This window comes from Streptomyces sp. CBMA156, assembly GCF_014596515.1.
Classification (GTDB): Bacteria; Actinomycetota; Actinomycetes; order Streptomycetales; family Streptomycetaceae; genus Kitasatospora.
In genome coordinates this window covers 1-25,716 of record NZ_MSJQ01000249.1, presented here as the reverse complement: position 1 = coordinate 25,716, position 25,716 = coordinate 1, and the positions used below count along the sequence as shown (strand labels likewise).

General features: G+C 72.8%; 12 protein-coding genes and 1 pseudogene. 10 read left to right on the top strand and 3 right to left on the bottom strand.

Annotated features, from left to right (window positions below; all coding sequences use genetic code 11):
- Positions 1-77: 77 nt before the first annotated feature.
- Entirely contained in the window at positions 78-2,330 is a 2,253-nt protein-coding gene (glgX, locus tag BU198_RS20545; RefSeq protein ID WP_188298310.1) for a glycogen debranching protein GlgX, read from the top strand.
- Positions 2,331-2,367: 37 nt separating this feature from the next.
- Here the strand turns inward: glgX and BU198_RS20540 are convergent, their stop codons facing one another.
- Positions 2,368-3,795 carry a family 2B encapsulin nanocompartment shell protein gene (locus BU198_RS20540; RefSeq protein ID WP_188298309.1) on the bottom strand — a complete coding sequence of 476 codons (1,428 nt, stop codon included), beginning with the start codon at positions 3,793-3,795 and terminating at the stop codon, positions 2,368-2,370.
- Between the two features lie 234 nt (positions 3,796-4,029).
- Between BU198_RS20540 and BU198_RS20535 the strand changes: the two genes are divergently transcribed.
- Both BU198_RS20535 and BU198_RS20530 read left to right on the top strand, forming a co-directional pair.
- Positions 4,030-5,934, top strand: a complete 1,905-nt coding sequence (locus BU198_RS20535; RefSeq protein WP_188298308.1) for an ABC transporter ATP-binding protein — start codon at positions 4,030-4,032, stop codon at positions 5,932-5,934.
- Positions 5,931-7,778, top strand: coding sequence for an ABC transporter ATP-binding protein (locus BU198_RS20530; RefSeq protein WP_188298307.1), 1,848 nt, complete (start codon positions 5,931-5,933; stop codon positions 7,776-7,778). The genes BU198_RS20535 and BU198_RS20530 overlap by 4 nt, the downstream gene beginning before the upstream one ends.
- Positions 7,779-7,934: 156 nt before the next feature.
- On the opposite strand, the gene glgP is transcribed toward BU198_RS20530, so the two are convergent.
- Positions 7,935-10,601, bottom strand: coding sequence for an alpha-glucan family phosphorylase (gene glgP / locus BU198_RS20525; protein WP_188298306.1), 2,667 nt, complete (start codon positions 10,599-10,601; stop codon positions 7,935-7,937).
- 1,129 nt (positions 10,602-11,730) lie between these two features.
- Between glgP and BU198_RS20520 the strand changes: the two genes are divergently transcribed.
- From BU198_RS20520 to pyk, 7 genes are all read left to right on the top strand, one after another.
- A complete protein-coding gene (locus tag BU198_RS20520) occupies positions 11,731-13,701 on the top strand; it encodes an alpha-1,4-glucan--maltose-1-phosphate maltosyltransferase (protein WP_188298362.1) in 1,971 nt (656 codons plus the stop codon).
- The gene (treS, locus tag BU198_RS20515; RefSeq protein WP_188298305.1) at positions 13,698-15,422 is read left to right on the top strand and encodes a maltose alpha-D-glucosyltransferase; all 1,725 of its coding nucleotides are present in this window, start codon (positions 13,698-13,700) and stop codon (positions 15,420-15,422) included. The genes BU198_RS20520 and treS overlap by 4 nt, the downstream gene beginning before the upstream one ends.
- 255 nt (positions 15,423-15,677) lie before the next feature.
- Complete coding sequence (locus BU198_RS20510; RefSeq protein ID WP_188298304.1) at positions 15,678-17,168, top strand: maltokinase N-terminal cap-like domain-containing protein; 1,491 nt, start codon at positions 15,678-15,680, stop codon at positions 17,166-17,168.
- 97 nt (positions 17,169-17,265) lie between these two features.
- Positions 17,266-19,806 carry a 1,4-alpha-glucan branching enzyme gene (gene glgB / locus BU198_RS20505; RefSeq protein WP_411293215.1) on the top strand — a complete coding sequence of 847 codons (2,541 nt, stop codon included), beginning with the start codon at positions 17,266-17,268 and terminating at the stop codon, positions 19,804-19,806.
- Positions 19,807-19,961: 155 nt separating this feature from the next.
- On the top strand, positions 19,962-22,121 hold the full coding sequence (pta, locus tag BU198_RS20500) for a phosphate acetyltransferase (RefSeq protein ID WP_188298303.1): 2,160 nt from the start codon (positions 19,962-19,964) through the stop codon (positions 22,119-22,121).
- Positions 22,118-23,341, top strand: a complete 1,224-nt coding sequence (locus tag BU198_RS20495) for an acetate kinase (protein ID WP_188298302.1) — start codon at positions 22,118-22,120, stop codon at positions 23,339-23,341. Before pta ends, BU198_RS20495 begins: the two co-directional genes overlap by 4 nt.
- A 94-nt stretch (positions 23,342-23,435) precedes the next feature.
- Positions 23,436-24,863 (top strand): pyruvate kinase, encoded by a 1,428-nt coding sequence (gene pyk, locus BU198_RS20490; protein ID WP_188298301.1) that lies wholly within the window; start codon positions 23,436-23,438, stop codon positions 24,861-24,863.
- 75 nt (positions 24,864-24,938) lie between these two features.
- Here pyk and BU198_RS20485 read toward each other — a convergent pair.
- Positions 24,939-25,716, bottom strand: a pseudogene (locus BU198_RS20485) (hypothetical protein); the annotation flags it as partial.

Here is a 25,716-nt window from a genome sequence, read left to right as displayed (position 1 = left end):
AACGGCTTCCGCCCTCCCCAATCCGGGAAAGAAAAGCTGAACGGGGCCCAGGACACCCCGCCCAGGGAGGTACGGCCATGGCGTCAGGGCAGAAGCTGGAAGCCGGGGTACGACCGGACACCCCTCCGTGGCCCGGCAGCTGGCAACCGCTCGGCGCCCGCTACCGGACCGCCCACACCACCCACCAGAGCCCCCCGGGGCCGCCGGGCCGACCGGGGCCCCCGGGCACCAACTTCGCGCTCTGGGCCGCCGGCGCCGAAGCCGTCGACCTGTGCCTCTTCGGCGAGGACGGCCGGGAGAGCCGCCACCGCCTCACCGAACAGGACTTCCACGTCTGGCACGGCTTCCTCCCCGGCGTCCGCCCCGGCACCCGCTACGGCTTCCGCGTCCACGGCCGCTGGGACCCGTGGACGGGCGCCCGCTGGAACCCCGCGAAGCTGCTGCTCGACCCGTACGCCCGTGCCATCGACGGCTGTTACGCCTCCCACGACGCCGTCTGCGCCGCCGTCCGCAACTGGCCCGAGGCGGACGTCGCCGACACCGTCAGGGACAACCGCGACTCCGCCCCGTACGTCCCCAGGTCCGTGGTCGTCCACGACGACGACGACTGGTACGACGACCACCGCCCGAAGACTCCCTGGGCCGAGACGGTCCTCTACGAGCTGCACGTGCGCGGCTTCACCATGCGCCACCCCGACATCCCCCCGCCCCTGCGCGGCACCTACGCCGGCCTCGCCCACCCCGCCGCCGTCGCCCACCTCACCCGCCTCGGCGTGACCGCCGTCGAACTGCTGCCGGTCCACCAGCACGCCAGCGAGGACCACCTGCAGGCCCGCGGCCTGGTCAACTACTGGGGCTACAACACGATCGGCTACTTCGCCCCGCACGCCGGCTACTCCGCCTCCGGCTCCCGCGGCGGCCAGGTCGGCGAGTTCAAGCGGATGGTCCGCGCCCTGCACGCCGCCGGCATCGAGGTGATCCTCGACGTGGTGTTCAACCACACCGCCGAGGGCGGCGAACTGGGCCCGGCGCTCTCCCTGCGCGGCATCGACAACGCCGCCTACTACCGCCTCCCGCCGAACCGCCCGCGCGGCTACGCCGACTACACCGGCTGCGGCAACACCCTGGACACCCGCCGCCCCCAGGTGATCCGGCTGATCACCGACTCGCTGCGCTACTGGGTCGCCGAGATGGGCGTGGACGGCTTCCGCTTCGACCTGGCCGCCGCCCTGGCCCGCGGCGGCCCGCACGGCGGCGACGCCGTGGACCCGGACCACCCCTTCCTCGCCGCCGTCGCCCAGGACCCGCTGCTCAGCCGGGTGAAGCTGATCGCCGAGCCCTGGGACGTCGGCCCCGGCGGCTACCAGGTCGGCGGCTTCCCGCCGCTGTGGGCCGAGTGGAACGACAAGTACCGCGACACCGTACGGGACTTCTGGCGCGGCGCCCGCCCGGACGTGCGCGAGCTCGGCTACCGCCTCTCCGGCTCCTCCGACCTCTACCAGCGGGCCGGCCGCCGCCCGTACGCCTCGGTCAACTACGTGACGGCGCACGACGGTTTCACCCTGCGCGACCTGGTCTCCTACGACCACAAGCACAACGGGGCCAACGGCGAGGACAACCGGGACGGCACCGACGACAACCGCTCCTGGAACCACGGCGCCGAGGGCGAGACCGCCGACCCCGCGGTCGCCGCGCTGCGGCTGCGCCAACTGCGCAACCTGACGGCCACCCTGCTGCTCTCCGCCGGCGTCCCGATGCTCACCGCCGGGGACGAGCTGGGCCGCACCCAGGGCGGCAACAACAACGCCTACTGCCAGGACAACGAAGTCGGCTGGCTGGACTGGTCGCTGCTGGCGGAGCCCGGCTGGCAGGAACTGTGCGCGCTCACGGCCCGGCTGGTCCGGCTCCGCCGGGCCCACCCAGTGCTGCGGCAGCGGGCGTTCTTCTCCGGCCGGGCCGCCACCCCGGGCGGCCAGCCCGACCTCGCCTGGTTCACCCCGCTGGGCCGGGAGATGACCGAGGCCGACTGGTTCGCGCCGACCGCCTGCCTCGGCATGCTGCTCTCGGGCACCGCGATGTCCGAACGGGACGGGGCCGGGCGGCCGCTGAGCGACGACAGCTTCCTGCTGCTGCTCAACGCGGGCCCGGACCCGGTGGTGTTCACCCTGCCCGGCGAGCCCTGGGCCGCGCCGGAGGCCCCGTACGAGACCGTGATCGACACGGCCGGCCAGGGTCAGGACCCTGGCCCGGACCCTGGCCGGCCGCACGGCACCGTCGTCCTGGGCGGGCGCTCGCTGCGACTGCTGCGCGCGCCCGCCCCCGCCGCCTGACCGCCGGACAGCCGGACAGCCGGACGGAAAGACGCGCCTAGCTGCCGGCGTGCCCGACCTCGACGTTCTCCAGCACCCCGATCGCGTCCGGCACCAGCACCGCCGCCGAGTAGTAGGTGCTGACCAGGTACGAGGCGATCGCCTTCTCGTCGATCCCCATGAACCGGACGTTCAGGCCCGGCTCGACCTCGTCCGGGATGCCGATCTGGGTGAGGCCCACCACGCCCTGGTTGTCCTCGCCGACACGCATCGCGATGAAGGAGGTGGTCTGCTGGCCGGACACCGGGATCTTGTTGCACGGGAAGATCGGCACTCCGCGCCAGGTCGGCCGGTGCTTGCCGAGGACGTCGGCGGTGGGCAGGTAGAGGCCGGCCCGGTTGCACTCCCGCTCGAAGGCCGCGATCGCCCGCGGGTGGGCGAACAGGTAGTCGGTGTCACGCCGCAGGCTCAGCAGCTCGTCCAGGTCGTCCGGGGTCGGCGCCCCGGTGCGGGTCTGGATCCGCTGGTCGAAGTCGGCGTTGCTGAGCAGCCCGAACTCCGGGTTGTTGATGATCTCGTGCTCCTGCCGCTCCCGCAGGGCCTCGATGGTCAGCCGCAGCTGCTCCTCGGTCTGGTTCATCGGCTTGTTGTAGAGGTCCGCGACCCGGGAGTGCACCTTGAGGACGGTCTGCGCGACGCTCAGCTCGTACTCGCGCGGCTTCAGCTCGTAGTCCACGAAGGCGCCGGGCAGCTCGTACTCGCCCTGGTGGCCGGCCGAGAGGTCGATCTCCGCCTCGCCGTGCTCGTTCTGCGCCTGCGCGGTGTCGGCGGCGAAGCCCAGCAGCTGCTCGCGCAGCGACTCGGAGCGGCCGATCAGCTCCTGGAGCACCCCCCAGGACAGCGCCATCACGACGCCGGAGGTGCTCGCCTTCACGGTGTACGGCCAGTTGCCGCCGCCCTCGGTGATCGACTCGTCGCCGATCGAGTCGCCGTCCGCGAGGCCGCCGAGCACGGTCTGCTCGCCGTACTTGCCGGTGCCGATCCGGTCCACCTTGCCGTGCGCGACCAGGAACACCTCCTCGATCGGCGCACCCTCCTGCACCAGCACGTCGCCCGGCGCGAAGTCCCGCTGCACGAACCGGCGAGCCAGCTCGGCCAGCACCTCCTCGTCCTCGAAACCGCGCAGCGCCGGCACCTCGGCCAGCGAGGGGGCGATCACCGTCACCGCGGAGCCGGTCTTGGCGAAGCTGACCCGGCCGCGCCCGGGGGCGAAGCTCAGCCGCCGGTTGACCCGGTAGGTGCCCGCGCTGACCTGCACCCAGGGCAGCATCTTCAGCAGCCAGCGGGAGGTGATCTCCTGCATCTGCGGCTTGGACTTGGTCGTCGTCGCGAGGTTCCGGGCCGCGGTCGTGCTGAGGCTGAGCTGGGCCCGTACCTGCACGATTGCTGATCCGGGTCCGGGGGTGGGCTCGGTTTCGACCGTCATGTGTGCACTCCTGTTCACTCGTGTATCAGTGGGCATCCGTCAGGAGATGTAATCGGCCGATCAGCAGGCGCTCGCAAGAGGCGCGCGGCGCACTCGTCCCCGCACGAACGGCTGCACGCGCCCCCTGTCGCACGCCCGTCTCGCCCGTTCGAGTGGCCGGTTCTCGCCGCGCACCACCGACAGGAGCGAAAAACCGGATGAGAAGTGACGGGATCTCTGCCTACTCTCACCGCGATGGCCGAGAACAGGCAGGACCCCGAGAACCCGACCCCGGGAAGCCCCCCAGCCGACGACACCCACGGAACCGACACCGCCGGAGCCACCGGAACCGGCGGGCCCGGAGGAGCCGGCAGAACCGGGCCGCGGCACTCCGCGGTCCGCTCGCTGCTGCGCCTGTCGCCGTACGCCCGCGCCGTCCGCGGCCGGCTGACCGTCTCGGTGACGGCCGCCTCCCTGGGCATGCTGAGCACCCTCGCCGTCCCGGTGGTCCTCGGCCGGATCGTGGACGGCCCGCTCGCCGGGCACGACCTGGCCGGCCTCTGGCCGCTGGCCGGCCTGCTGCTCGTCCTGGGCCTGGTCGAGTCCGCGCTGTTCTACACCCGCCGGGTGGTGCTGGCCCGCCCGCTGGCCGGGCTGGAGACGGCGATGCGCGGGGACCTCTTCGCCAAGCTCCAGCGCCTTCCGGTCTCCTTCCACGACCGCTGGGGCTCCGGCCAGCTGCTCTCCAGGGCCACCGCGGACATGTACACCATGCGGCTGTTCCTGGCCTTCCCGCTGGTCTTCCTGATCGTCAACTCGGTGATGTTCCTGGCCGGCACCGTGGTGATGTTCACCCAGGACTGGCGGCTCGCCCTGATCACCCTGGTCCCGGTCGTCCCGCTGTTCGTGCTCACCCGGCGGTTCGAGGCCGGCTACTCCGGCGCCTCCCGGCTCGCCCAGGACCAGAACGGCGACCTCGCCACCGTGGTCGAGGAGTCCGTGCTCGGCATCCGCATCCTCAAGGCCTTCGGCCGGCACCGCTCGATGGCCGAGCGCTTCCGCGCCCAGTCCCAGGAGCTGCGCCGCACCGAACTGCGCAAGGCGCACCTGCTCGCCAACCTCTGGGCGGTCGTCGTCGGCCTGCCGGAGATCGCGCTCGGCTTCGCCCTCGCCGTCGGCGCCTACCTGGTGGCCCACGACGAGCTGAGCGCCGGCGCCCTGGTCGCCTTCCTCTCCACCGCGCTCGCGCTGCGCTGGCCGGTCGAGTCGCTCGGCTGGCTGCTCGCCTACGCCAACGAGGCCGCCACCGCCACCGACCGCTTCTTCGAGGTGCTGGACGAACCGGAGACCCCGGACCCCGGCACCGCCACCGGCCTCGCCGCCCCGGACGGCATCCGCTTCACCGGCGTCCGGTTCCGCTACCCCGACGCCCCCGAGGACAGCCCCGACCTGCTGGACGGCATCGACCTGCACATCCGCAGCGGCGAGACGATGGCCCTGGTCGGCACCACCGGCAGCGGCAAGACCACGCTCACCGCGCTGCTCCCCCGGCTGTACGAGGCCACCGCCGGCGCCATCACGCTGGACGGCCGGGACATCCGCGAGCTGCCCAGGCAGCGGCTGCGCGAGCTCGTCGCGGTCGCCTTCGAGGAGCCCACCCTGTTCTCCGCCACCGTCCGGGAGAACGTCCTGATGGGCGCCCCCGGCGCGGGCGACGCACAGCTGCGCACCGCCCTCGCCACCGCCCAGGCGGGCTTCGTCGAGAAGCTCCCGCAGGGCCACGGCACCGAGGTCGGCGAGCAGGGCCTGAGCCTGTCCGGCGGCCAGCGCCAGCGCCTCGCGCTGGCCCGCGCGGTGGTCGGCGACCCGGCCTTCCTGGTGCTGGACGACCCGCTCTCCGCCCTGGACGTGCACACCGAGGCCCTGGTCGAACGGGCGCTGCGCGAGGTCCTCGGCACCACCACCGCCCTGGTCGTCGCCCACCGCCCCAGCACCGTGCTGCTCGCCGACCGGGTCGCGGTGCTGGCAGACGGCCGGATCACGGCCGTCGGCACCCACCAGGAGCTGCTGCGCGACTGCGCGCACTACCGGGAACTGATGTCGGGCGAGGCCGCCCCGGTACCCGAGGGCCCCCTCACGTCGAAAGCAGGGCTCGCATGACGACCACCGCCGAACCCACCAGGGCCGGGGCCGCCGAACCCGTCGAGGAGGAACTGCCCGCCCCGCCGGCCGACGAGGAGGACATACCCGTCCCGCCCGGCGCGCCCCGGGCACTGCTGCGCTCGCTGCTCGGCCCGCACCGGGCCAGGATCACCGTCGCGATGGTGGTGATCCTGGTCCAGCAGGCCGCCCTGCAGTCCGGCCCGCTGCTGGTCGCGGTGGCGATGGACCGCGGCATCCCGGCGCTGCGCGACGACGACGCGGGGCCGCTGATCGCCGTGGTCGCGGCCTACCTGTTCTTCGCGCTGCTCAGCCCGGTGCTCCAGTGGGTGTTCATCAAGATCAGCGCCCGGGTCAACCAGGACATCGTGCTGGAGCTGCGCGGCCGGATCTTCCGGCACGCCCAGCGGCTCAGCCTGGACTTCCACGAGCGCTACACCTCGGGCCGGATCATCTCCCGCGCCACCAGCGACATCGACGCGCTGCGCGAGCTGCTCTCCGAGGGCCTCCAGGAGCTGCTGACGGTCCTCCTGTCGGTCTGCTACATCTCGCTGCTGCTGGTGGTGCTGGACTGGCGGCTCGGCCTGGTCTCGCTGGCGGCCTTCCTGCCGCTGGCCCTGATCGCCCACTCCTTCCGGACCCGCTCGCGCCGGGTCTACCGGCGCTCGCGCACCTCGGCCGCCTCGCTGATCGTCCGCTTCACCGAGACCATGAACGGCATCCGCCCGGTGCAGGCCTTCCGCCGCGAGAAGGCCAACGACGCCGCCTTCGCCGTGGTCAACGGACAGTCCGCCACCGCGACCGCCGACGGCCTGCTGGAGATCGCCCGCTACGTCGGCCTCTCCCGCGCCACCGCCAACCTGTGGACCACCGGCGTGGTGGTGCTCGGCGCCTACCTGGTCGTGGACGACGCGCTCGAACTGGGCGTGCTCACCGCCTTCGCGCTCTACCTGCGCCGGCTCTTCGACCCCATCGACCAGCTGGCGATGTTCCTGAACAGCTACCAGTCGGCCGCCGCCGCCCTGGAGAAGATCTCCGGCCTGCTCGCCCACGAGCCGACGGTCGCCGAGCCGGCCGAGCCCGCCGAGCTGCCCGGGGCCACCGGGAAGGGCCGCGAAGTCTCCTTCGAGGGCACCCGCTTCACCTACCGCACCGGCAAGGAGGTGCTGCCGCCCTTCGACCTGCTGATCCCGGCCGGTCAGACGGTGGCGGTGGTCGGCGCGACGGGCGCCGGCAAGTCGACGGTCGCCAAGCTGCTGGCCCGCTTCTACGACCCGAGCGACGGCCGGATCCGGCTGGACGGCGTGGACCTGCGCGAGCTCACCACGCCCGACCTGCGGCGCGGCGTGGTGATGGTGACCCAGGAGTCCTTCCTGTTCTCCGGCACCGTCGCCGAGAACATCGCCCTCGGCCGCCCGGACGCCACCCGCGAGGAGGTCGAGCAGGCCGCCCGGGACATCGGCGCGTACGAGTTCGTCGCCGCCTTGCCGAACGGCTTCGACACCGACGTGCGCAAGCGCGGCGGCCGGATCTCGGCCGGCCAGCGCCAGCTGGTGGCCTTCGCCCGCGCCCTGCTCGCCGACCCCGCGGTGCTGATCCTGGACGAGGCGACCAGCTCGCTGGACGTCCCCGGGGAGCAGGCCGTCCAGCGGGCGATGCGCACCGTCCTGGCCGGGCGGACGGCCGTGATCATCGCCCACCGGCTCTCCACCGTGGAGATCGCCGACCGGGTCCTGGTGATGGACCAGGGCCGGATCGTGGAGGATGGCTCCCCACAGGAGCTGATCAGCGGCTCCGGCCGCTTCGCCGCCCTCCACCGGGCCTGGCGGGACAGCCTGGTCTAGGACCAGGCCGTCCCGGCCCCACGAATGTGCCCGGCCGGGTGCGCCGTCACGCACCCGGCCGGGCCACCCCACTTCCCGAGGGACGGAACGGGAACGGCCGCGCGCACGGTTCACGGCCGCCCCGGACGGCCGCCCACGCCGGCGGCCGTCCGAGGGTCAGCGCAGCAGCCCGGCGTCCATCCCGGCCGACTCGGCGGGCAGGGCGACCAGCCCCAGCTCGGCCGGCGAGGCCAGCCGGGGGTGCGCGGGCAGCACCCGGACGGTGTAGCCGAACGGTCCCGTCCGGCACAGCTCCAGCGAGCCCTCGTAGCGGGTGCGGCCGTCCAGGTCGGGCCCGCCGACCGGCTTGAGGGCGAGCAGGCAGGCGTCCGAGATGCGGTCGCGCTCGTCGACCCGGCCGGAGACCGCCTGCACCTCGACGTCGGCCGGCTCCAGCGTCCCGAGCCCGACCTGCACCCGCAGCGCCAGCGAGCTGCCCAGCTCCTGCGCGTCGGCCGGGCAGTCCGCCTCGACGTGCTCCACCCGGACGGCCGGCCACGCCTCCCTGACCTTCGCCTTCCACACCGCCAGCTCGCGCGCGCTGCGGCCCTGCCGGTCCGCCAGCTCCCGCTGGGCCTGCGCCGCCGGGGCGTACAGCCGTTCGACGTACTCCCGGACCATCCGCCCGGCCAGCACCTTGGGCCCGAGGGTCACCAGGGTGTGCCGGACCATGGCGATCCACTGCTGCGGCAGCCCGTCCCCGTCCCGGTCGTAGAACCGGGCGGCGACCTGGTTCTCGATCAGGTCGTAGAGCGCGGCCGCCTCGATGTCGTCGCGCCGCTCGGCCTCGCCGCTGTCCGGGTCGAGCACCCCGCCGCTCTCGTCGGCGGTGGGGATCGCCCAGCCGTTGCGGCCGTCGTACCACTCGTCCCACCAGCCGTCCAGGACGGACAGGTTGAGGCAGCCGTTGAGCGCGGCCTTCATCCCCGAGGTGCCGCAGGCCTCCAGCGGGCGCAGCGGGTTGTTCAGCCAGACGTCGCAGCCCGGGTAGAGGCGCTGGGCCATCGCCATGTCGTAGTCGGGCAGGAAGACGATCCGGTGCCGCACCGCCGGGTCGTCGGCGAAGGCGACCATCTGCTGGATCAGCCGCTTGCCGCCGTCGTCGGCCGGGTGGGCCTTGCCGGCGACCACGATCTGCACCGGCCTGGTGGGGTGCAGCAGCAGGGCGCGCAGCCGCTCGGCGTCCCGCAGCATCAGGGTGAGCCGCTTGTACGAGGGCACCCGGCGGGCGAAGCCGATGGTCAGCACGTCGGGGTCGAGCACCGAGGAGACCCAGCCGAGTTCGGCCTCGCCGGCCCCGCGCCGGCGCCAGGAGGCGTGCAGCCGGCGCCTGGCCTCCTCCACCAGCTGCGCCCGCAGGCTGCGCCGCAGCTCCCAGACCTCGGTGTTGCCGATCAGCTCCAGGCCGGTCCAGCGCCGGGTCTCGCCGGTGGTCATCGCCTCCTCGGCGCGCTCGGCGCCGATCTCGGCGGCGCCGAGCCTGACCACCGCCGGGTCGATCCAGGTGGCGGCGTGCACCCCGTTGGTGACCGAGGTGATCGGTACCTCGGCGGGGTCGAAGCCGGGCCACAGGCCGTTGAACATCGAGCGGCTGACCTCGCCGTGCAGGGTGGAGACCCCGTTGGCGCGCTGGGCCAGCCGCAGGCCCATGGCGGCCATGTTGAACAGCTTCGGGTCCCCGTCGGGCCAGCTCTCGGCGCCGAGCGCGAGCACCTGGTCGACCGGCACGCCGGGCAGCGCGGCGTCGCCGCCGAAGTGGCGGGCGACCAGCTCGCGGTCGAAGCGGTCGATGCCGGCCGGGACGGGGGTGTGGGTGGTGAAGAGGGTGCCGGCCCGGACGGCCTCCAGGGCGGCGGCGAAGTCGAGGCCCGCCGGGGCCTCGGCGACCAGCTCCCGGATGCGTTCCACGCCGAGGAAGCCGGCGTGGCCCTCGTTGGTGTGGAAGACGTCGGGGGCCGGGTGCCCGGTGAGCCGGCAGTGGGCGCGCACCGCCCGGACGCCGCCGATGCCGAGCAGCATCTCCTGGAGCAGCCGGTGCTCGCTGCCGCCGCCGTACAGCCGGTCGGTGACGTCCCGCTCGGCCGGCGAGTTGGCCTCGATGTCGGAGTCGAGCAGCAGCAGCGGGACCCGCCCGACCTGGGCCTTCCAGATGTGGGCGGCCAGGGTGCGGCCGCCGGGCAGGGCGAGGTCGATCCGGCTGGGGGTGCCGTCGGCCTCCCGGAGCAGGCTGACCGCGAGTTCGTCCGGATCGAGCAGCGGATAGCGCTCCTGTTGCCAGCCGTCCCGGCTCAGGGACTGCCGGAAGTAGCCGTGCCGGTAGAACAGGCCGACGCCGATGACCGGCACCCCGAGGTCGCTGGCGGCCTTGAGGTGGTCGCCGGCCAGGATGCCGAGTCCGCCGGAGTACTGGGGCAGCGCGGCGGCGATGCCGTACTCGGGTGAGAAGTAGGCGATCGCGGCGGGCAGCGGGGCGGCATCGGCCGCCTGACGGGTCTGGTACCAGCGCGGGCCGGTCAGGTACTCGCGCAGGTCCTCGGCGAGGTCGCCGAGTCTGCGCAGGAAGCGCCGGTCGGTGGCGAGCGCGGCGAGCCGGGTGGCCGGGACCTCCCCGAGCAGCCGCACCGGGTCCTCGCCGGTCGCGGCCCAGACCTCGGGGTCCACGGACCGGAACAGGTCCCTGGTCTCGGGGTGCCAGGACCAGCGCAGGTTGAGGGCCAGCTCGTGCAACGGCTGGAGTTGTTCGGGCAGGACGGTGCGGACGGTGAATCTGCGGATTGCCTTCACGGCGTGAAGCGTAGCCTCGGCGATCGGCCCGACAGAGCGTCAAGTGGACTATTGGGCATCCGTTCGGCCTATTGATGAGATCGCATTCGGCGCATTGGTCTGCACGGGGGGCGCGCGCGGCGCACATTTCCGGGGCCTGCGCTACCAATACGTGAACTCTTCGGTACGGGTCCATTTCCGATGGCTCATCCACTCGGGAGAAGACCCGAAACTACTGTCGTACCGCTGCAAAAACCCCGCCTCCGGTGCGAGGATGGCCGAAGGTCGTTCGATGCTGTGGGCAGTGCGACGACGGGTGGCGTCCCCCTCGAAGCAGCACGTCCGAATCCTTTTCGCGTTGACCGTTCCCGTCCTTCTTAGCCCATTCGGCGCTCACCGCGCACGGACGCGTGTCCTCGCACCCGGTCCGCTCGTTCACGGGTGGACCGGGTCGCCCAAGACGCGTGCCCCGCGGAGGCGTGCGCCGGGACGCACACGGGCTCCGGGGCGCCCCACCGCCGGCTCGGCGGGCGCCGGGCAGGTTGCCGGGAACAGCGGCGCGGGCAGGCTCCGGTCGCACGTCCTCCCCACCCAGCAGTCTTCCCGGTACTCCCCCGGCCTCGGCCCGCGGGGAGCTGCCGCCGATCTCGGGCAGGAGCTTGGCATGCACGGCGACACGCGGGACCAGTCCACACCGGTGGCCGACACCCTCGACGCAGCGGTCGCGGAATCCGCCGGACGGATGGATTCTGACACTCGGACAGATCCGGCGATGCCGGCGCCGAGGGCGTCCGGGGCGGTCCGTGGCGGATCCTCCGAAGCCCGGCCCTCCGCGGCCGGGCCCTCCCCGGCGGACCGACACCCAGGGGCCGAGGAGGACAGCACCGCGGCACCCCGCAGGCGCACCACCACGCGCCGCACCACGGCCACCGCGTCGGCCACCACCCCGAAGGGCGGCGCCGGGGCCGATCCGGCGCCGCGCCGGACGTCCGCCGCCAAGGCCTCCGCGGGGGAAACCCCCACGGGGAAGGCAGCCGCGGGGAAGACCGCGGGCCGGGCCTCCACCAAGGCCGCCGGCAAGACCCCCGCCAAACCCCCGGCCAAGGCCACCGCCAAGCCCTCCGCCCGCAAGACGACAGAGAGCGACACCGTGATCGGCCGCATCCCCGTCCTGGACGTCAGTCCCCTCGTCGACGCCGGCCGCCGCCCGGCCAAGGCCGTCGTCGGCGAGACCTTCCCGGTCACCGCGACCGTCTTCCGCGAGGGCCACGACGCCGTCAACGCCAACGTGGTGCTGCGCGACCCGCGCGGCCGCAGCGGCCCGTGGACGCCGATGCGCGAGCTGGCCGAGGGCACCGACCGCTGGGGCGCGCACGTGACCCCGACCGCTCCCGGCCGCTGGTCGTACCTGGTGGAGGCGTGGAGCGACCCGGTCGCCACCTGGCGCAAGGCCGCTGCGGTGAAGCTGCCCGCCGGGATCGACACCGCGCTGGTCCTGGAGGAGGGCGCCCGGCTGCTGGAGCAGGCCGCGGCCGGGGTGCCCAAGAAGGAGGGCCGCGCCGACGTCCTGGCCGCCGCCGACGCGCTGCGCGACCCGTCGCTGCCGCCGCTGTCCCGGCTGGCCGCCGCGGTCGCCCCCGAGGTGCTCGACGTGCTGGCCCGCCACCCGCTGCGCGAGCTGCTCAGCGCCTCCCGCCCGCTGCCGCTCCAGGTCGACCGCGAGCGCGCGCTGTTCGGCTCCTGGTACGAGTTCTTCCCCCGTTCGGAGGGCGCGGTGGTGGACCCGGCCGGCGTCGAACCGCCGCGCCACGGCACCCTGCGCACCGCCGCCGAGCGGCTGCCGGCCGTCGCCGCGATGGGCTTCGACGTGGTCTACCTGCCGCCGGTCCACCCGATCGGCCGAGCCTTCCGCAAGGGCCCGGACAACACCCTGACGGCCGGTCCGCACGACGTCGGCTCGCCCTGGGCGATCGGCTCCCCCGAGGGCGGCCACGACGCGCTCCACCCGGACCTCGGCACCATCGAGGACTTCGACCACTTCGTCGCCGAGGCGCAGGCGCTGCACCTGGAGGTGGCGCTGGACTTCGCACTCCAGTGCTCCCCCGACCACCCGTGGGTGAACAAGCATCCGGAATGGTTCAACCACCGCGCGGACGGCACCATCGCGTACGCCGAGAATCCGCCGAAGAAGTACCAGGACATCTATCCGGTCAACTTCGACCAGGACATGGACGGAATCGTCAAGGAAAGCATCCGGATCCTCCGCTTCTGGATGTCGCACGGAGTCCGGATCTTCCGGGTCGACAACCCCCACACCAAACCGGTGGTGTTCTGGGAGAAGGTGCTCGCCGACGTCGCCCGCACCGACCCGGACGTCGTGTTCCTGGCCGAGGCCTTCACCCGCCCGGCGATGATGCAGGCCCTTGCGAAGATCGGTTTCCACCAGTCGTACACGTACTTCACCTGGCGCACCACCAAGCAGGAACTCACCGAGTACCTCACCGAACTCAGCGGTGACGCCGCCTCCTACATGCGGCCCAACTTCTTCGCCAACACCCCGGACATCCTGCACGCGTACCTCCAGCACGGCGGCCGCGCCGCCTTCGCGGTCCGCGCGGTGCTCGCCGCCACCCTCTCCCCCAGCTACGGCGTCTACGCCGGCTACGAGCTGTACGAGAACGAGCCGGCCCACCCGGGCTCCGAGGAGTACCTGCACTCGGAGAAGTACGAACTGCGCCCGCGCGACTGGAGCCGCACCGACACCCTGGCCCCGCTGCTGACCGTGCTGAACCGGCTGCGCCGCCGCCACCCCGCCCTCCGGCAGCTGCGCGACCTGCGCTTCCACCCCACCGACAACGACCAGGTGCTCGCCTACTCCAAGACCGCGACCACCCCCGAGGGCCTCACCGACCAGGTCATCACCGTGGTGAACCTCGACCCGCACCACGTCCAGGAGGCCACCGTCACGCTCGCCCTCCCCGGGCACGACACGGACGGCCCGTACGCGGTGCACGACGAGCTCACCGGCGCCGTCTACACCTGGGGCCGGCACAACTACGTCCGGCTCGATCCCTCAGCCGAGCCGGCTCACCTCCTCACGGTTCGGAGGAACCCAGCGTGACAGTGAACGAGCCCGTCCCCGACACCTTCCCCGAGACCTCGAAGAAGAAGCTCGACCCCGAGTGGTTCAAGCGTGCGGTCTTCTACGAGGTGCTGGTGCGGTCCTTCCAGGACAGCAACGGCGACGGGGTCGGGGACCTCAAGGGGCTCACGGCCAAGCTCGACTACCTCCAGTGGCTCGGGATCGACTGCCTCTGGCTCCCGCCGTTCTTCGCCTCGCCGCTGCGCGACGGCGGGTACGACGTGTCCGACTACACCTCGGTGCTGCCGGAGTTCGGCGACCTCGCCGACTTCATGGAGTTCGTCGACGCCGCGCACGCCCGCGGCATGCGCATCGTCATCGACTTCGTCATGAACCACACCAGCGACCAGCACCCGTGGTTCCAGGCCTCCCGGTCGGACCCGGACGGGCCGTACGGCGACTTCTACATGTGGGCCGACGACGACAAGCAGTACCCGGACGCCCGGATCATCTTCGTCGACACCGAGACGTCCAACTGGACCTACGACCCGGTCCGCAAGCAGTACTACTGGCACCGCTTCTTCTCGCACCAGCCGGACCTCAACTACGACAACCCCCGGGTCCAGGCCGAGATGATCGCCGGGCTGCGGTTCTGGCTCGACCTCGGCATCGACGGCTTCCGGCTGGACGCGGTGCCGTACCTGTTCGCCCGCGAGGGGACCAACTGCGAGAACCTGCCGGAGACCCACGAGTTCCTCCAGCGGGTCCGCAAGGAGATCGACGCCAACTACCCGGACACGGTGCTGCTCGCCGAGGCCAACCAGTGGCCGGAGGACGTCGTCGACTACTTCGGCGACTTCGCCTCCGGCGGCGACGAGTGCCACATGGCGTTCCACTTCCCGGTGATGCCCCGGATCTTCATGGCGGTGCGCCGGGAGTCCCGCTACCCGGTGTCGGAGATCCTCGCCAAGACCCCGCAGATCCCGGGCGGCTGCCAGTGGGGGATCTTCCTGCGCAACCACGACGAGCTGACCCTGGAGATGGTCACCGACGAGGAGCGCGACTACATGTACGCGGAGTACGCCAAGGACCCCCGGATGCGCGCCAACGTGGGCATCCGCCGCCGGCTCGCCCCGCTGCTGGAGAACGACCGCAACCAGATCGAGCTGTTCACCGCCCTGCTGCTCTCCCTGCCGGGCTCGCCGGTCCTCTACTACGGGGACGAGATCGGCATGGGCGACAACATCTGGCTCGGCGACCGGGACGGCGTGCGCACCCCGATGCAGTGGACCCCGGACCGCAACGCGGGTTTCTCGTCCGCCGACCCGGGCAGGCTCAGTCTGCCGCCCATCATGGACCCGGTGTACGGCTACCAGGTGACCAACGTCGAGGCGCAGCAGAGCAGTTCGAGTTCGCTGCTGCACTGGACCCGTCGCATGATCGAGATCCGCAAGCTCAATCCGGCGTTCGGCCTCGGCAGCTACGCCGAACTGCCCTCCAGCAATCCCGCCGTGCTGGCCTTCGTGCGCGAGCACGAGGGGGACCTGGTCATGTGCGTGAACAACTTCTCGCGGTTCGCGCAGCCGACCGAGCTGGACCTCCGGCAGTACGGCGGACGGTACCCGGTCGAGCTGATCGGCGGGGTGCGCTTCCCGTCGATCGGCGAGTGGCCCTACCTGCTCACCCTGGCCGGGCACGGCTTCTACTGGTTCCAGCTCCGGCAGCCACCGCGCCTGAGCGGGACCAGGCGGTCGAAGTAACGATCCGCCGCACCCGGCACACCAGCGTGAACAGCACCACCAGACCCTCCGGGGGCGCGAGTTGAACCCCCGCGCCCCCGGAGTTCTCTGCACCACCGTGTACGGAGAACAGCCCAACGGCCACCCACACGAAGGCGTGACACCCGAGCCGTGTGCTCGCGTGCCGCGACCGCCGCGCCGCCGCAATCCGGAAGACTGACGGACCCGGCCACGACCCGTCGGGCAGTCCGCGCGCGCTTCCGGGGAAAGGGAGTCATGTCCGAAACCTCCCGTTCTCAAGCCCACCTCCAGGACGACGCCCCCACCGGTTCCGCCGCACCGGCGGGCACCCGGGCCACCGGGTCCAGGAGAACCGCCCTGGGGGTCAGCGAACTCGTCCAGGCGGCCCTGCCACTGATCGCCGCGTGGCTGCCCAGCCAGCGCTGGTACGCGGGGAAGGGGAGGCCCATCACCGGCCTCACCCCGGTGGTCGGCACCCCCCTCCAGGTCGGCGACCCGGCCCTGCTGCACCTGCTGCTGCGGGTCGAGCACGCCACCACGGCCGGCGCCCCGCACGGCGACATCTACCAGCTGCTGCTCGGCATCCGCTCGGCCGGACTCGGGGACATCGGGCCCGGCGCCGTGCTCGGCCGGCTCAGCCAGGGCCCGTACGACGGCGCGACCCTCTACGACGCGGTGCACGACCCCGAGCTCACCGGGCGGCTGCTGGAACACCTTGCCACCGGTGACCGCTTCGGCGCCCTGTCCTTCCGCCGCACCCCGGGCTCCGGACTGCCCGCCAACCTCCCCGGCCGCGCCTCCACCGCCGAGCAGTCCAACAGCTCGGTCATCTACGGCACCTCGTACATCCTCAAGCTGTTCCGCCGCATCCACCCCGGCACCAACCCCGACCTCGAACTCTCGCTCGCGCTCTCCCGGGCCGGCTCCACCCGCATCCCCCGGGTCGCCGCCTGGTTCGAGAGCCGGATGGAACGCGCCGAGCCCGCCACCCTCGGGCTGCTGCAGCGCTACCTGCCGGACGCCGAGGACGGCTGGGAACTCGCCCTCGACCAGGTCGGCCGACTCAAGGGCGACCGCTCCCCCGGCAACTTCGCCATCGAGGCGCACCGGCTCGGCCGCGCCACCGCCGAGGTGCACCGGGTACTGGCCCGCTCGATGCCGGTGGCCAGACTCGACCGCACCCAGACCGGACGGCTGGCCGGCGCGATGGCCGACCGGCTGGACAGCGCCGTCGCCGCCGTCCCCGGGCTGCTGCGCTTCCGGGCCGCACTGCGCGCCGCCTTCCAGCAGCTCGCCGACGCCCACCCGGACGGCCTGCCGGTCCAGCGCATCCACGGCGACCTGCACCTCGGACAGGCGATGCGGACCCCGCACGGCTGGGTGCTGCTGGACTTCGAGGGCGAGCCGGCCAAATCGGTCAACGAGCGCCGCGAACCGCAGCCGGCCCTGCGCGACATCGCCGCGATGCTGCGCTCCTTCGACTACGCGGCCGCCCACCTGCTGGCCGGCGGCCCGGTCGATCCGGAGCTGGCCCACCTGGCTGCCGCCTGGGCCCAGCGCAACCGCACCGCCTTCTGCGCCGGCTACACCGCGGGAGGCGGCGCCGACCCGGCGGCCTCGCCGGAGCTGATGCGGGCGCTGGAGATCGACAAGGCGGTGTACGAGGTGGTGTACGAGGCCCGGCACCGGCCGAGCTGGCTGCCGATCCCGCTGGCCGCGATCAGCCGGCTGGCCCTGCCCGTCTGACCCTGCCCGTCCGACCCCTGCCCGTCCGACAACGCCCGCCCCGCTTCCTGTCCCGCCCGCAGGAGTTCGCCCACCCCCGCCGCAGGAGGACCCCGCCGTGACGCCGATCGACCCGACCGGCCGCCCCACCCCCAGCCCCGTACCGGCCACCTTCCTGGCCGGGCCGCTCCCCGCCGAAGGGGGGCGCGCCGGCCAGGAGCGCGAGGTGCGCCGGACGACCGAGGAGGGAGGGAACGCCGACCCCGGGGCGGAACCCCCCGAGCCGCTCCCACCCGCACACCTCCAGCCCGAGCCGCTCCCACCCGCACACCTCCAGCCCGAGCCGCTCCCACCCGCACACCTCCAGCCCGAGCCGCTCCAGCCCGCACACCTCCCGCCCGCGCCGCTCCCGCCCGCGGCCACGGACCCCGGGGGAGCCGGACGCCCGGCCCCCGCCGGGGCACTGCGGCTGCCCGAGGCACCGCTGCCGCCGGCCGAGGTCGACCGGCTGGTGGGCGGACAGCACCACGACCCGCACGCACTGCTCGGCGCGCACCCGGTACACGGCGGCACCGCGATCCGGGTGCTGCGCCCCCTCGCCGAGCGGGTGGTCGTCGAGACCTCCCAGGGCCCGGCCGAACTCACCCACCAGCAGGGCGGGTTGTTCACCGGCCTGGTGGCCGGCGGCGAACCGCCGGAGTACACCCTGCTGGTGACGTACCCGGGCGGCGAGCCGCTGCGCCAGCACGACGGCTACCGCACCCCGCCCACCCTGGGCGAACTGGACCTGCACCTGATCTCCGAGGGCCGCCACGAGCAGCTGTGGCGGGCACTCGGCGCGCACGTGCGCACCGTCGACGGGGTGCCCGGCACCGCCTTCGCGGTCTGGGCGCCGAACGCCGCCGGGGTCAGGCTGATCGGGGACTTCAACCACTGGGACGGCACCGGGCACCCGATGCGCTCGCTCGGCTCGTCCGGGATCTGGGAGCTGTTCGTCCCCGAGCTGGCCGAGGGCGCCACCTACAAGTACGAGGTGCACACCCGGGAGGGCTGGGTGCTGGACAAGGCCGACCCGCTGGCCAGGGCCGCCCAGTGCCCGCCCGGCACCGCCTCGGTGGTCACCTCCTCCTCCTACGCGTGGCAGGACGGCGAGTGGATGGCCCGCCGGGCCCGCGCCACCCACCACAGGGCACCGATGTCGGTGTACGAGCTGCACCTGCCCTCCTGGCGCCCCGACCTCACCACCTACCGCGCCATCGCCGAGGAACTGCCGCGCTACCTCCAGGAGTTGAACTTCACCCACGTGGAGCTCATGCCGGTGATGGAGCACCCCTTCGGCGGCTCCTGGGGCTACCAGGTGTCCGGCTACTACGCCCCCACCGCCCGGCTCGGCGGCCCGGACGACTTCCGGTACCTGGTGGACACCCTGCACCGGCACGGCATCGGCGTGATCGTCGACTGGGTGCCCGCCCACTTCCCCAAGGACGACTTCGCGCTCGCCCGCTTCGACGGCGAGCCGCTGTACGAGCCGGCCGACCCGCTGCGCGCCGAGCACCCTGACTGGGGGACGCTGGAGTTCGACTACGGCCGCAAGGAGGTGCGCAACTTCCTGGTCGCCAACGCGGTCTACTGGTGCGAGGAGTTCCACGTCGACGGCCTTCGGGTGGACGCCGTCGCCTCGATGCTCTACCTCGACTACTCCCGCGAGGGCGGCGACTGGACGCCCAACCGGTTCGGCGGCCGGGAGAACCTGGACGCGGCCGCCTTCCTCCAGGAGATGAACGCCACCGTCTACCGGCGCTGCCCCGGCGTGGTGACCGTCGCCGAGGAGTCCACCGCCTGGGACGGGGTCACCCGCCCCACCGACGCCGGCGGCCTCGGCTTCGGCCTGAAGTGGAACATGGGCTGGATGCACGACTCGCTGGTCTACATGTCCAAGGAGCCGGTGCACCGCAGGTACCACCACAACGAGATCACCTTCTCGATGGTGTACGCCTACTCGGAGAACTACGTCCTGCCGATCTCGCACGACGAGGTGGTGCACGGCAAGCGGTCCCTGGTCTCCAAGATGCCCGGCGACTGGTGGCAGCAGCGCGCCAACCAGCGCGCCTACCTCGGCTTCATGTGGTCCCACCCGGGCAAGCAACTGCTCTTCATGGGGCAGGAGTTCGCCCAGGGCGCGGAGTGGGACCACGAGCAGGGCCCGCAGTGGTGGGTGCTCGACGAGCAGTGGCCCGCCCACCGGGAGCACCTCGGGGTGCGCCGGCTGGTCCGCGACCTCAACCGCCGCTACCTCGACACCCCGGCGCTGTGGGAGCTGGACACCGTCCCCGAGGGCTTCCGCTGGCTCGACGGCGGCGCCGCCGAGGACAACCTGCTCTCCTTCGTCCGGTACGCGGCCGACGGCTCGCCGCTGGTCGCGGTCTGCAACTTCTCGCCGGTCGTCCGGCACGGCCACCGGGTCGGCCTGCCCCGGCTGGCGGGCCGCGAACAGCTGTGGGAGGAGGCGCTGAACACCGACGCCGAGGAGTACGGCGGCAGCGGCGTCGGCAACTCCCACCCGGTCAAGGCCGAGCCGGTCGCGTGGGACGACCAGCCCCGCTCCGCCGAGCTGGTGCTCCCCCCGCTCGCCACCGTCTGGCTCCGCCCGGCGCGCTGAGGAACCGGGTGCCCGCCCGCCCCGCCGGGCGGGCACCCGGCAGGACCTCCGGCCCCTTGCCCGAACCTCGCCGTTCTGCTCGCGGACGGTCGTTCGGGGTGCGAAGGTATGGTCGATATGACCACTTTCCGAGACGACGGGACGGAGACACCCACGTGGCGCGCAGCGTGTACGTGACCGGTATCGACCGGGGGGACGGCCGCCAGGCGGTCGAACTCGGGGTCATGGAACTGCTCACCCGCCAGGTGGACCGGGTCGGGGTGTTCCGCCCGCTGGTGCACGCCGCCGCACCCGGGCAACCGGGCTCCGACCACGTCGTCGAGCTGCTGCGCGGCCGCTACCGGCTCGACCTGCCGAGCGCCGGGCTGTACGGCCTCACCTACGAGGAGGCCGCCGCGCTCCAGGCCGCCCGGGGGCAGGACGAACTGGTCTCCGTCCTGGTCGACCGCTTCCACGCGCTGGAGCGGCGCTGCCAGGCGGTGCTGGTGCTGGGCACCGACTTCGCCGACACCGGCATCCCGGACGAACTCGCCTTCAACGCCCGCCTGGCGAACGAGTTCGGCGCCGCCGTGCTGCCGGTGGTCGGCGGGCACGGCGCGGACGCCGAGACGGTGATCGCCGAGGTCCGCAACGCGCACCGGGCGTACACCGACCTCGGCTGCGAGACCCTGGCGATGATCGCCAACCGGGTCGCCCCCGGCGGCAAGCAGCGGATCCAGCGCACCCTCACCGAGAAGCTGCCGATCCCCGCCTACGTCATCCCCGACGAGCCGGCGCTGGCCGCGCCCACCGTCGCGCAACTCGTCGAGGCGACCGGCGCCGAGGTGCTGCTCGGGGACGCCGCCGGCCTCGCCAGGGACGTGCGCGGCTACGTCTTCGGCGGCGCCATGCTGCCCACCTTCCTCGACGCGCTGACCGAGGGCGCCCTGGTCGTCACCCCCGGGGACCGCGCCGACCTGGTGATCGGCTCGCTGGCCGCGCACGCCGCCGGCGCCCCGCCGATCGCCGGCGTGCTGCTGACGCTCGGCCAGCACCCCGGCCCCAACGTGATGGCCCTGGCCGCCCGGCTCGCCCCCGGCACCCCGGTCGCGGTCGTCCCCGGGGGCAGCTGGCCGACCGCCGCCCATCTGACCCACCTGGAGGGCAAGCTCACCTCGGCCAGCCCCCGGAAGGCCGAGATCGCCCTCGGGCTGTTCGAACTGCACGTCGACACCGCCGAGTTGACCAACCTGATCGAGGTCGGCCGGTCCGAGCGGGTCACCCCGATGATGTTCGAGCACGAGCTGCTGGAACGCGCCAGGGCCGGGCGCCGGCACGTCGTCCTGCCCGAGGGCACCGAGGAGCGGGTGCTGCGCGCCGCCGAGATCCTGCTGCGCCGCAACATCTGCGACCTCACCCTGCTCGGCGAGCCGGACGCGGTGCGCCGCACAGCCGCCGCCCACGGCATCGAGCTGCCGCAGGTGGGGGCGCCGCCCGGCCTCGGGGCCGGGGAGGAGCCGGACGGCGACCGCGCCCGGGTCCGGATCGTCGACCCGGCCACCAGCCCGCTGCGCCGCCAGTTCGCCGAGCTGTACGCGAAGCTGCGCGCCCACAAGGGGATGACCGTCGAACGGGCCCTGGACGTGGTCACCGACGTCTCGTACTTCGGCACCCTGATGGTCCAGGAGGGCATCGCGGACGGCATGGTCTCCGGCGCGGTGCACTCCACCGCCGCCACCATCCGGCCCGCCTTCGAGGTGGTCAAGACCTCGCCGGACGCCTCGATCGTCTCCTCGGTCTTCTTCATGTGCCTGGCAGACAAGGTGCTGGTGTACGGCGACTGCGCGGTCAACCCCGACCCGGACGCCCAGCAGCTGGCCGACATCGCCATCCAGTCCGCCGCCACCGCCGCCCAGTTCGGGGTGGAGCCGCGGGTCGCGATGCTCTCGTACTCGACCGGCACCTCCGGTTCCGGCGCGGACGTCGACAAGGTGCGCAAGGCCACCGAACTGGTCCGCGAGCTGCGGCCCGACATCCTGGTCGAGGGCCCGATCCAGTACGACGCGGCGGTGGACGCCCACGTCGCGGCCACCAAGCTGCCGGGCTCCCCGGTGGCCGGGCGGGCCACCGTGCTGATCTTCCCCGACCTCAACACCGGCAACAACACCTACAAGGCGGTCCAGCGCTCGGCCGGCGCCGTCGCCGTCGGCCCGGTGCTCCAGGGGCTGCGCAAGCCCGTCAACGACCTCTCGCGCGGCGCGCTGGTGCAGGACATCGTCAACACCGTCGCGATCACCGCCATCCAGTCCCAGGACCGCAAGGAGCCCACGGCATGAGCAATGGCACCCGCGTTCTCGTGCTGAACGCCGGCTCCTCGTCGGTGAAGTACCAGCTGATCGACATGCTGGACGGGGCCAGGCTCGCCGCCGGGCTGGTCGAGCGGATCGGCGAGACCGGCGGGCGCCTGGTGCACACCCCGCGCACCGGCGAGCCGCGCGAGACCGTCCAGGTCTTCCCCGACCACGCCGCCGCGCTCAAGGCCGTCGCCGCGGAGCTGTCCGCCGACGGCCTCGGGCTGGACTCCCCCGAGCTGGCCGCGATCGGCCACCGGGTGGTGCACGGCGGCCTGCGGTTCACCGAGCCGACCGTGATCACCGACGACGTGCTCAAGGAGATCCGCCGGCTGATCCCGGTCGCGCCGCTGCACAACCCGGCCAACATCACCGGCATCGAGGTGGCCCGCGCGCTGCGCCCCGACCTCCCCCAGGTGGCCGTCTTCGACACCGCCTTCCACGCCTCGATGCCCGAGTACTCGGCCCGGTACGCGATCGACAAGGCCGTCGCCGACCGGCACCGGGTGCGCCGCTACGGCTTCCACGGCACCTCGCACCAGTACGTCTCGCGGGCCACCGCCAGGCTGCTCGGCAAGGACCCGGCCGAGGTCAACGTGATCGTGCTGCACCTGGGCAACGGCGCCTCCGCCTCGGCGGTCAGCGGCGGGCGCTGCGTGGACACCTCGATGGGCCTGACCCCGCTGGAGGGCCTGGTCATGGGCACCCGCTCGGGCGACATCGACGCCGGCGTGGTGTTCCACCTGCACCGGGTCGGCGGGCTGTCCGTGGACGAGATCGACGACCTGCTCAACCGCCGCAGCGGCCTGCGCGGGCTGTGCGGCGAGAACGACATGCGCGAGATCATGCGCCGGGCCGACGAGGGGGACGAGGACGCGAAGCTGGCCTTCGACTCGTACGTCCACCGGCTGCGCAAGTACATCGGCGGCTACTACGCGGTGCTGGGCCGGGTGGACGCGATCGCGTTCACCGCGGGCGTCGGGGAGAACGCGGCGCCGGTGCGCGCGGCGGCCACCGCGGGACTGGAGGAACTGGGCATCGCCGTCGACCCGGAGCTGAACTCGGTGCGGTCCGGCGGGGCCCGGATCATCTCGCCCGGGTACGGCCGGGTGGCGGTCGCCGTGGTGCCCACCGACGAGGAGCTGGAGATCGCCCGACAGTCCTTCGCACTGGTGCACGAGGAACGCCGGGAGTCCGAGGACTGACACGGAAACGTCTCACTCCCCGGAACCCTTCGTCGGCGATTCCTCCCGGTGCGTGCCGAATGCACCTATAACACGAACGGATAGACTGATCCATATGCGCCGAGCGAAAATTGTCTGCACCCTGGGTCCGGCGACGGACTCCTACGAACAGCTGAAGGCCATCGTCGAGGCGGGCATGAACGTCGCCCGACTGAACATGAGCCACGGCAACCACGCGGACCACGAGGAGCGGTACCACAAGGTCCGCCAGGTCTCGGAGGACACCGGCAAGGCCATCGGCGTCCTGGCCGACCTCCAGGGTCCGAAGATCCGTCTGGCGACCTTCGCCAACGGCCCGGTGACCGTCGACAACGGCGACGAGTTCACCATCACCACCGAGGACGTCCCCGGTGACCAGCACATCTGCGGCACCACCTACAAGGGCCTGCCGGGCGACGTGAAGCCCGGCGACCCGGTCCTGATCAACGACGGCGTCATCGCCCTGGAGGTCGTCAGCGTCGACGGCCCGCGGGTGAAGACCGTGGTGATCGAGGGCGGCGTGCTCTCGAACAACAAGGGCATCAACCTGCCCGGCGCGGCCGTGAACGTGCCCGCCCTGTCCGAGAAGGACAAGGACGACCTGCGCTTCGCGCTGCGCCTGGGCGTCGACATGGTCGCCCTGTCCTTCGTCCGCAACGCGGACGACGTCAAGGACGTCCACGAGGTCATGGACGAGGTCGGCATCCGGGTGCCGGTCATCGCCAAGATCGAGAAGCCGCAGGCCGTCGAAGCCATGGAGGAGATCGTCCTCGCCTTCGACGCCATCATGGTCGCCCGCGGCGACCTGGCCGTCGAGTACCCGCTGGAGCGGGTGCCGCTCGTCCAGAAGCAGCTGGTCACCCTGGCCCGCCGCAACGCCAAGCCGGTCATCGTCGCCACCCAGATGATGGAGTCGATGATCCACGCCTCGCGCCCGACCCGCGCCGAGGTCTCCGACGTCGCCAACGCCATCCTGGACGGCGCCGACGCGGTGATGCTCTCCGCCGAGTCGAGCGTCGGCAAGTATCCGATCGAGACCGTCCGCACCATGAGCCGGATCTGCGAGAAGGCCGAGGAGGAGATGCTCTCCCAGGGCCTCCAGCCGCTCAACCCGGGCCGCAAGCCGCGCACCCAGGGCGGCTCCGTCGCCCGTGCGGCGTGCGAGCTGGGCGACTTCCTGGACGGCAAGGCGCTGGTCGCCTTCACCAAGTCCGGTGACACCGCCCGCCGGCTGTCCCGCTACCGCTCGCCGATCCCGGTGATCGCCTTCACCCCGGACACCGCCACCCGCAACCAGCTCTCGCTGAGCTGGGGCGTCGAGGCCTACGTGACCGAGCAGGTGGCCACCACCGACGCGATGGTCGCGCAGGTCGACCGGGAGCTGCTGCGACTGGGCCGGCTCGGCGAGGGCGAGACCGTCATCGTCACCGCCGGTGTCCCGGTCGGCATCCCCGGCACCACCAACATGGTGCAGGTGCACCACCTGGGCACCCAGGGCGAGTGAGCACCCGTCGGTCCTGAACGCCCGTGGGGCGGTCCTCCCGGAGGGAGGGCCGCCCCACGGGCGTGACGGCGTCCGCTACGCGTCGCTGTAGGGGGCGTCGTCGTTGAACAGGTGCATCCCCGGGATGTGCAGGGTGCCGCCGAACTGACCGGCCTGCTTGACGGTGACGCCGGTCAGCTCCAGGTCCAGCGGGATCGGGATGGCGCCGATCAGGTCGTACAGCCAGCGCGGCAGGGTGTCCGGAGTGAGGGTGATCTCGCCCAGGTCGATCGGGATCGGCAGACCGAGCACCTTGGAGAGGTGGCCGGACAGCCGCTCCACGTACATGGTGACCGGGCCCTTGCGCATGGTCGAGGTCGAGCCGGGGGCGCCCTGGACGTGGAAGGTGACGCCGTTGCCCTCCAGGGTCGACATGTCGAGGTTCTCGATGTCCACGCTGTCGACCACGAACTTCAGGACGCGCTTGCTGCCGGTCGGCGTCCGCACGTCGTAGACGCCGTGGAAGGCCGCGCCGTGCAGGCCGAGCCGGCTGGTCTTCAGGGTCCAGTTCTGCTCGGGGACGACGTGCCCGGGGGCGGCCGCGCCGGCGGTCAGGCCCCGGGTGTCCACGTCGCAGTCGGGGTTCTCGGTGGGCGTGGCCGACGGGGAGCCGGAGGCACTCGCGGTGGGCGCCGCCGTGGCACCGGAGGACGGCGTCGCGGAGGGCGTCGGCCCGGCGCTCGCCCGGCCGCTCGCAGTGGCGGTGGGCGAGGGCTCGTCGGTGGCGGGCCCGGTCGCCGGCGGCGAGGCCTGCCGGGTGGCGTCGGCCTGGTCCTGCGACGGGGCGGACTGCGCCGGGGTGCCCGTGCGCGGG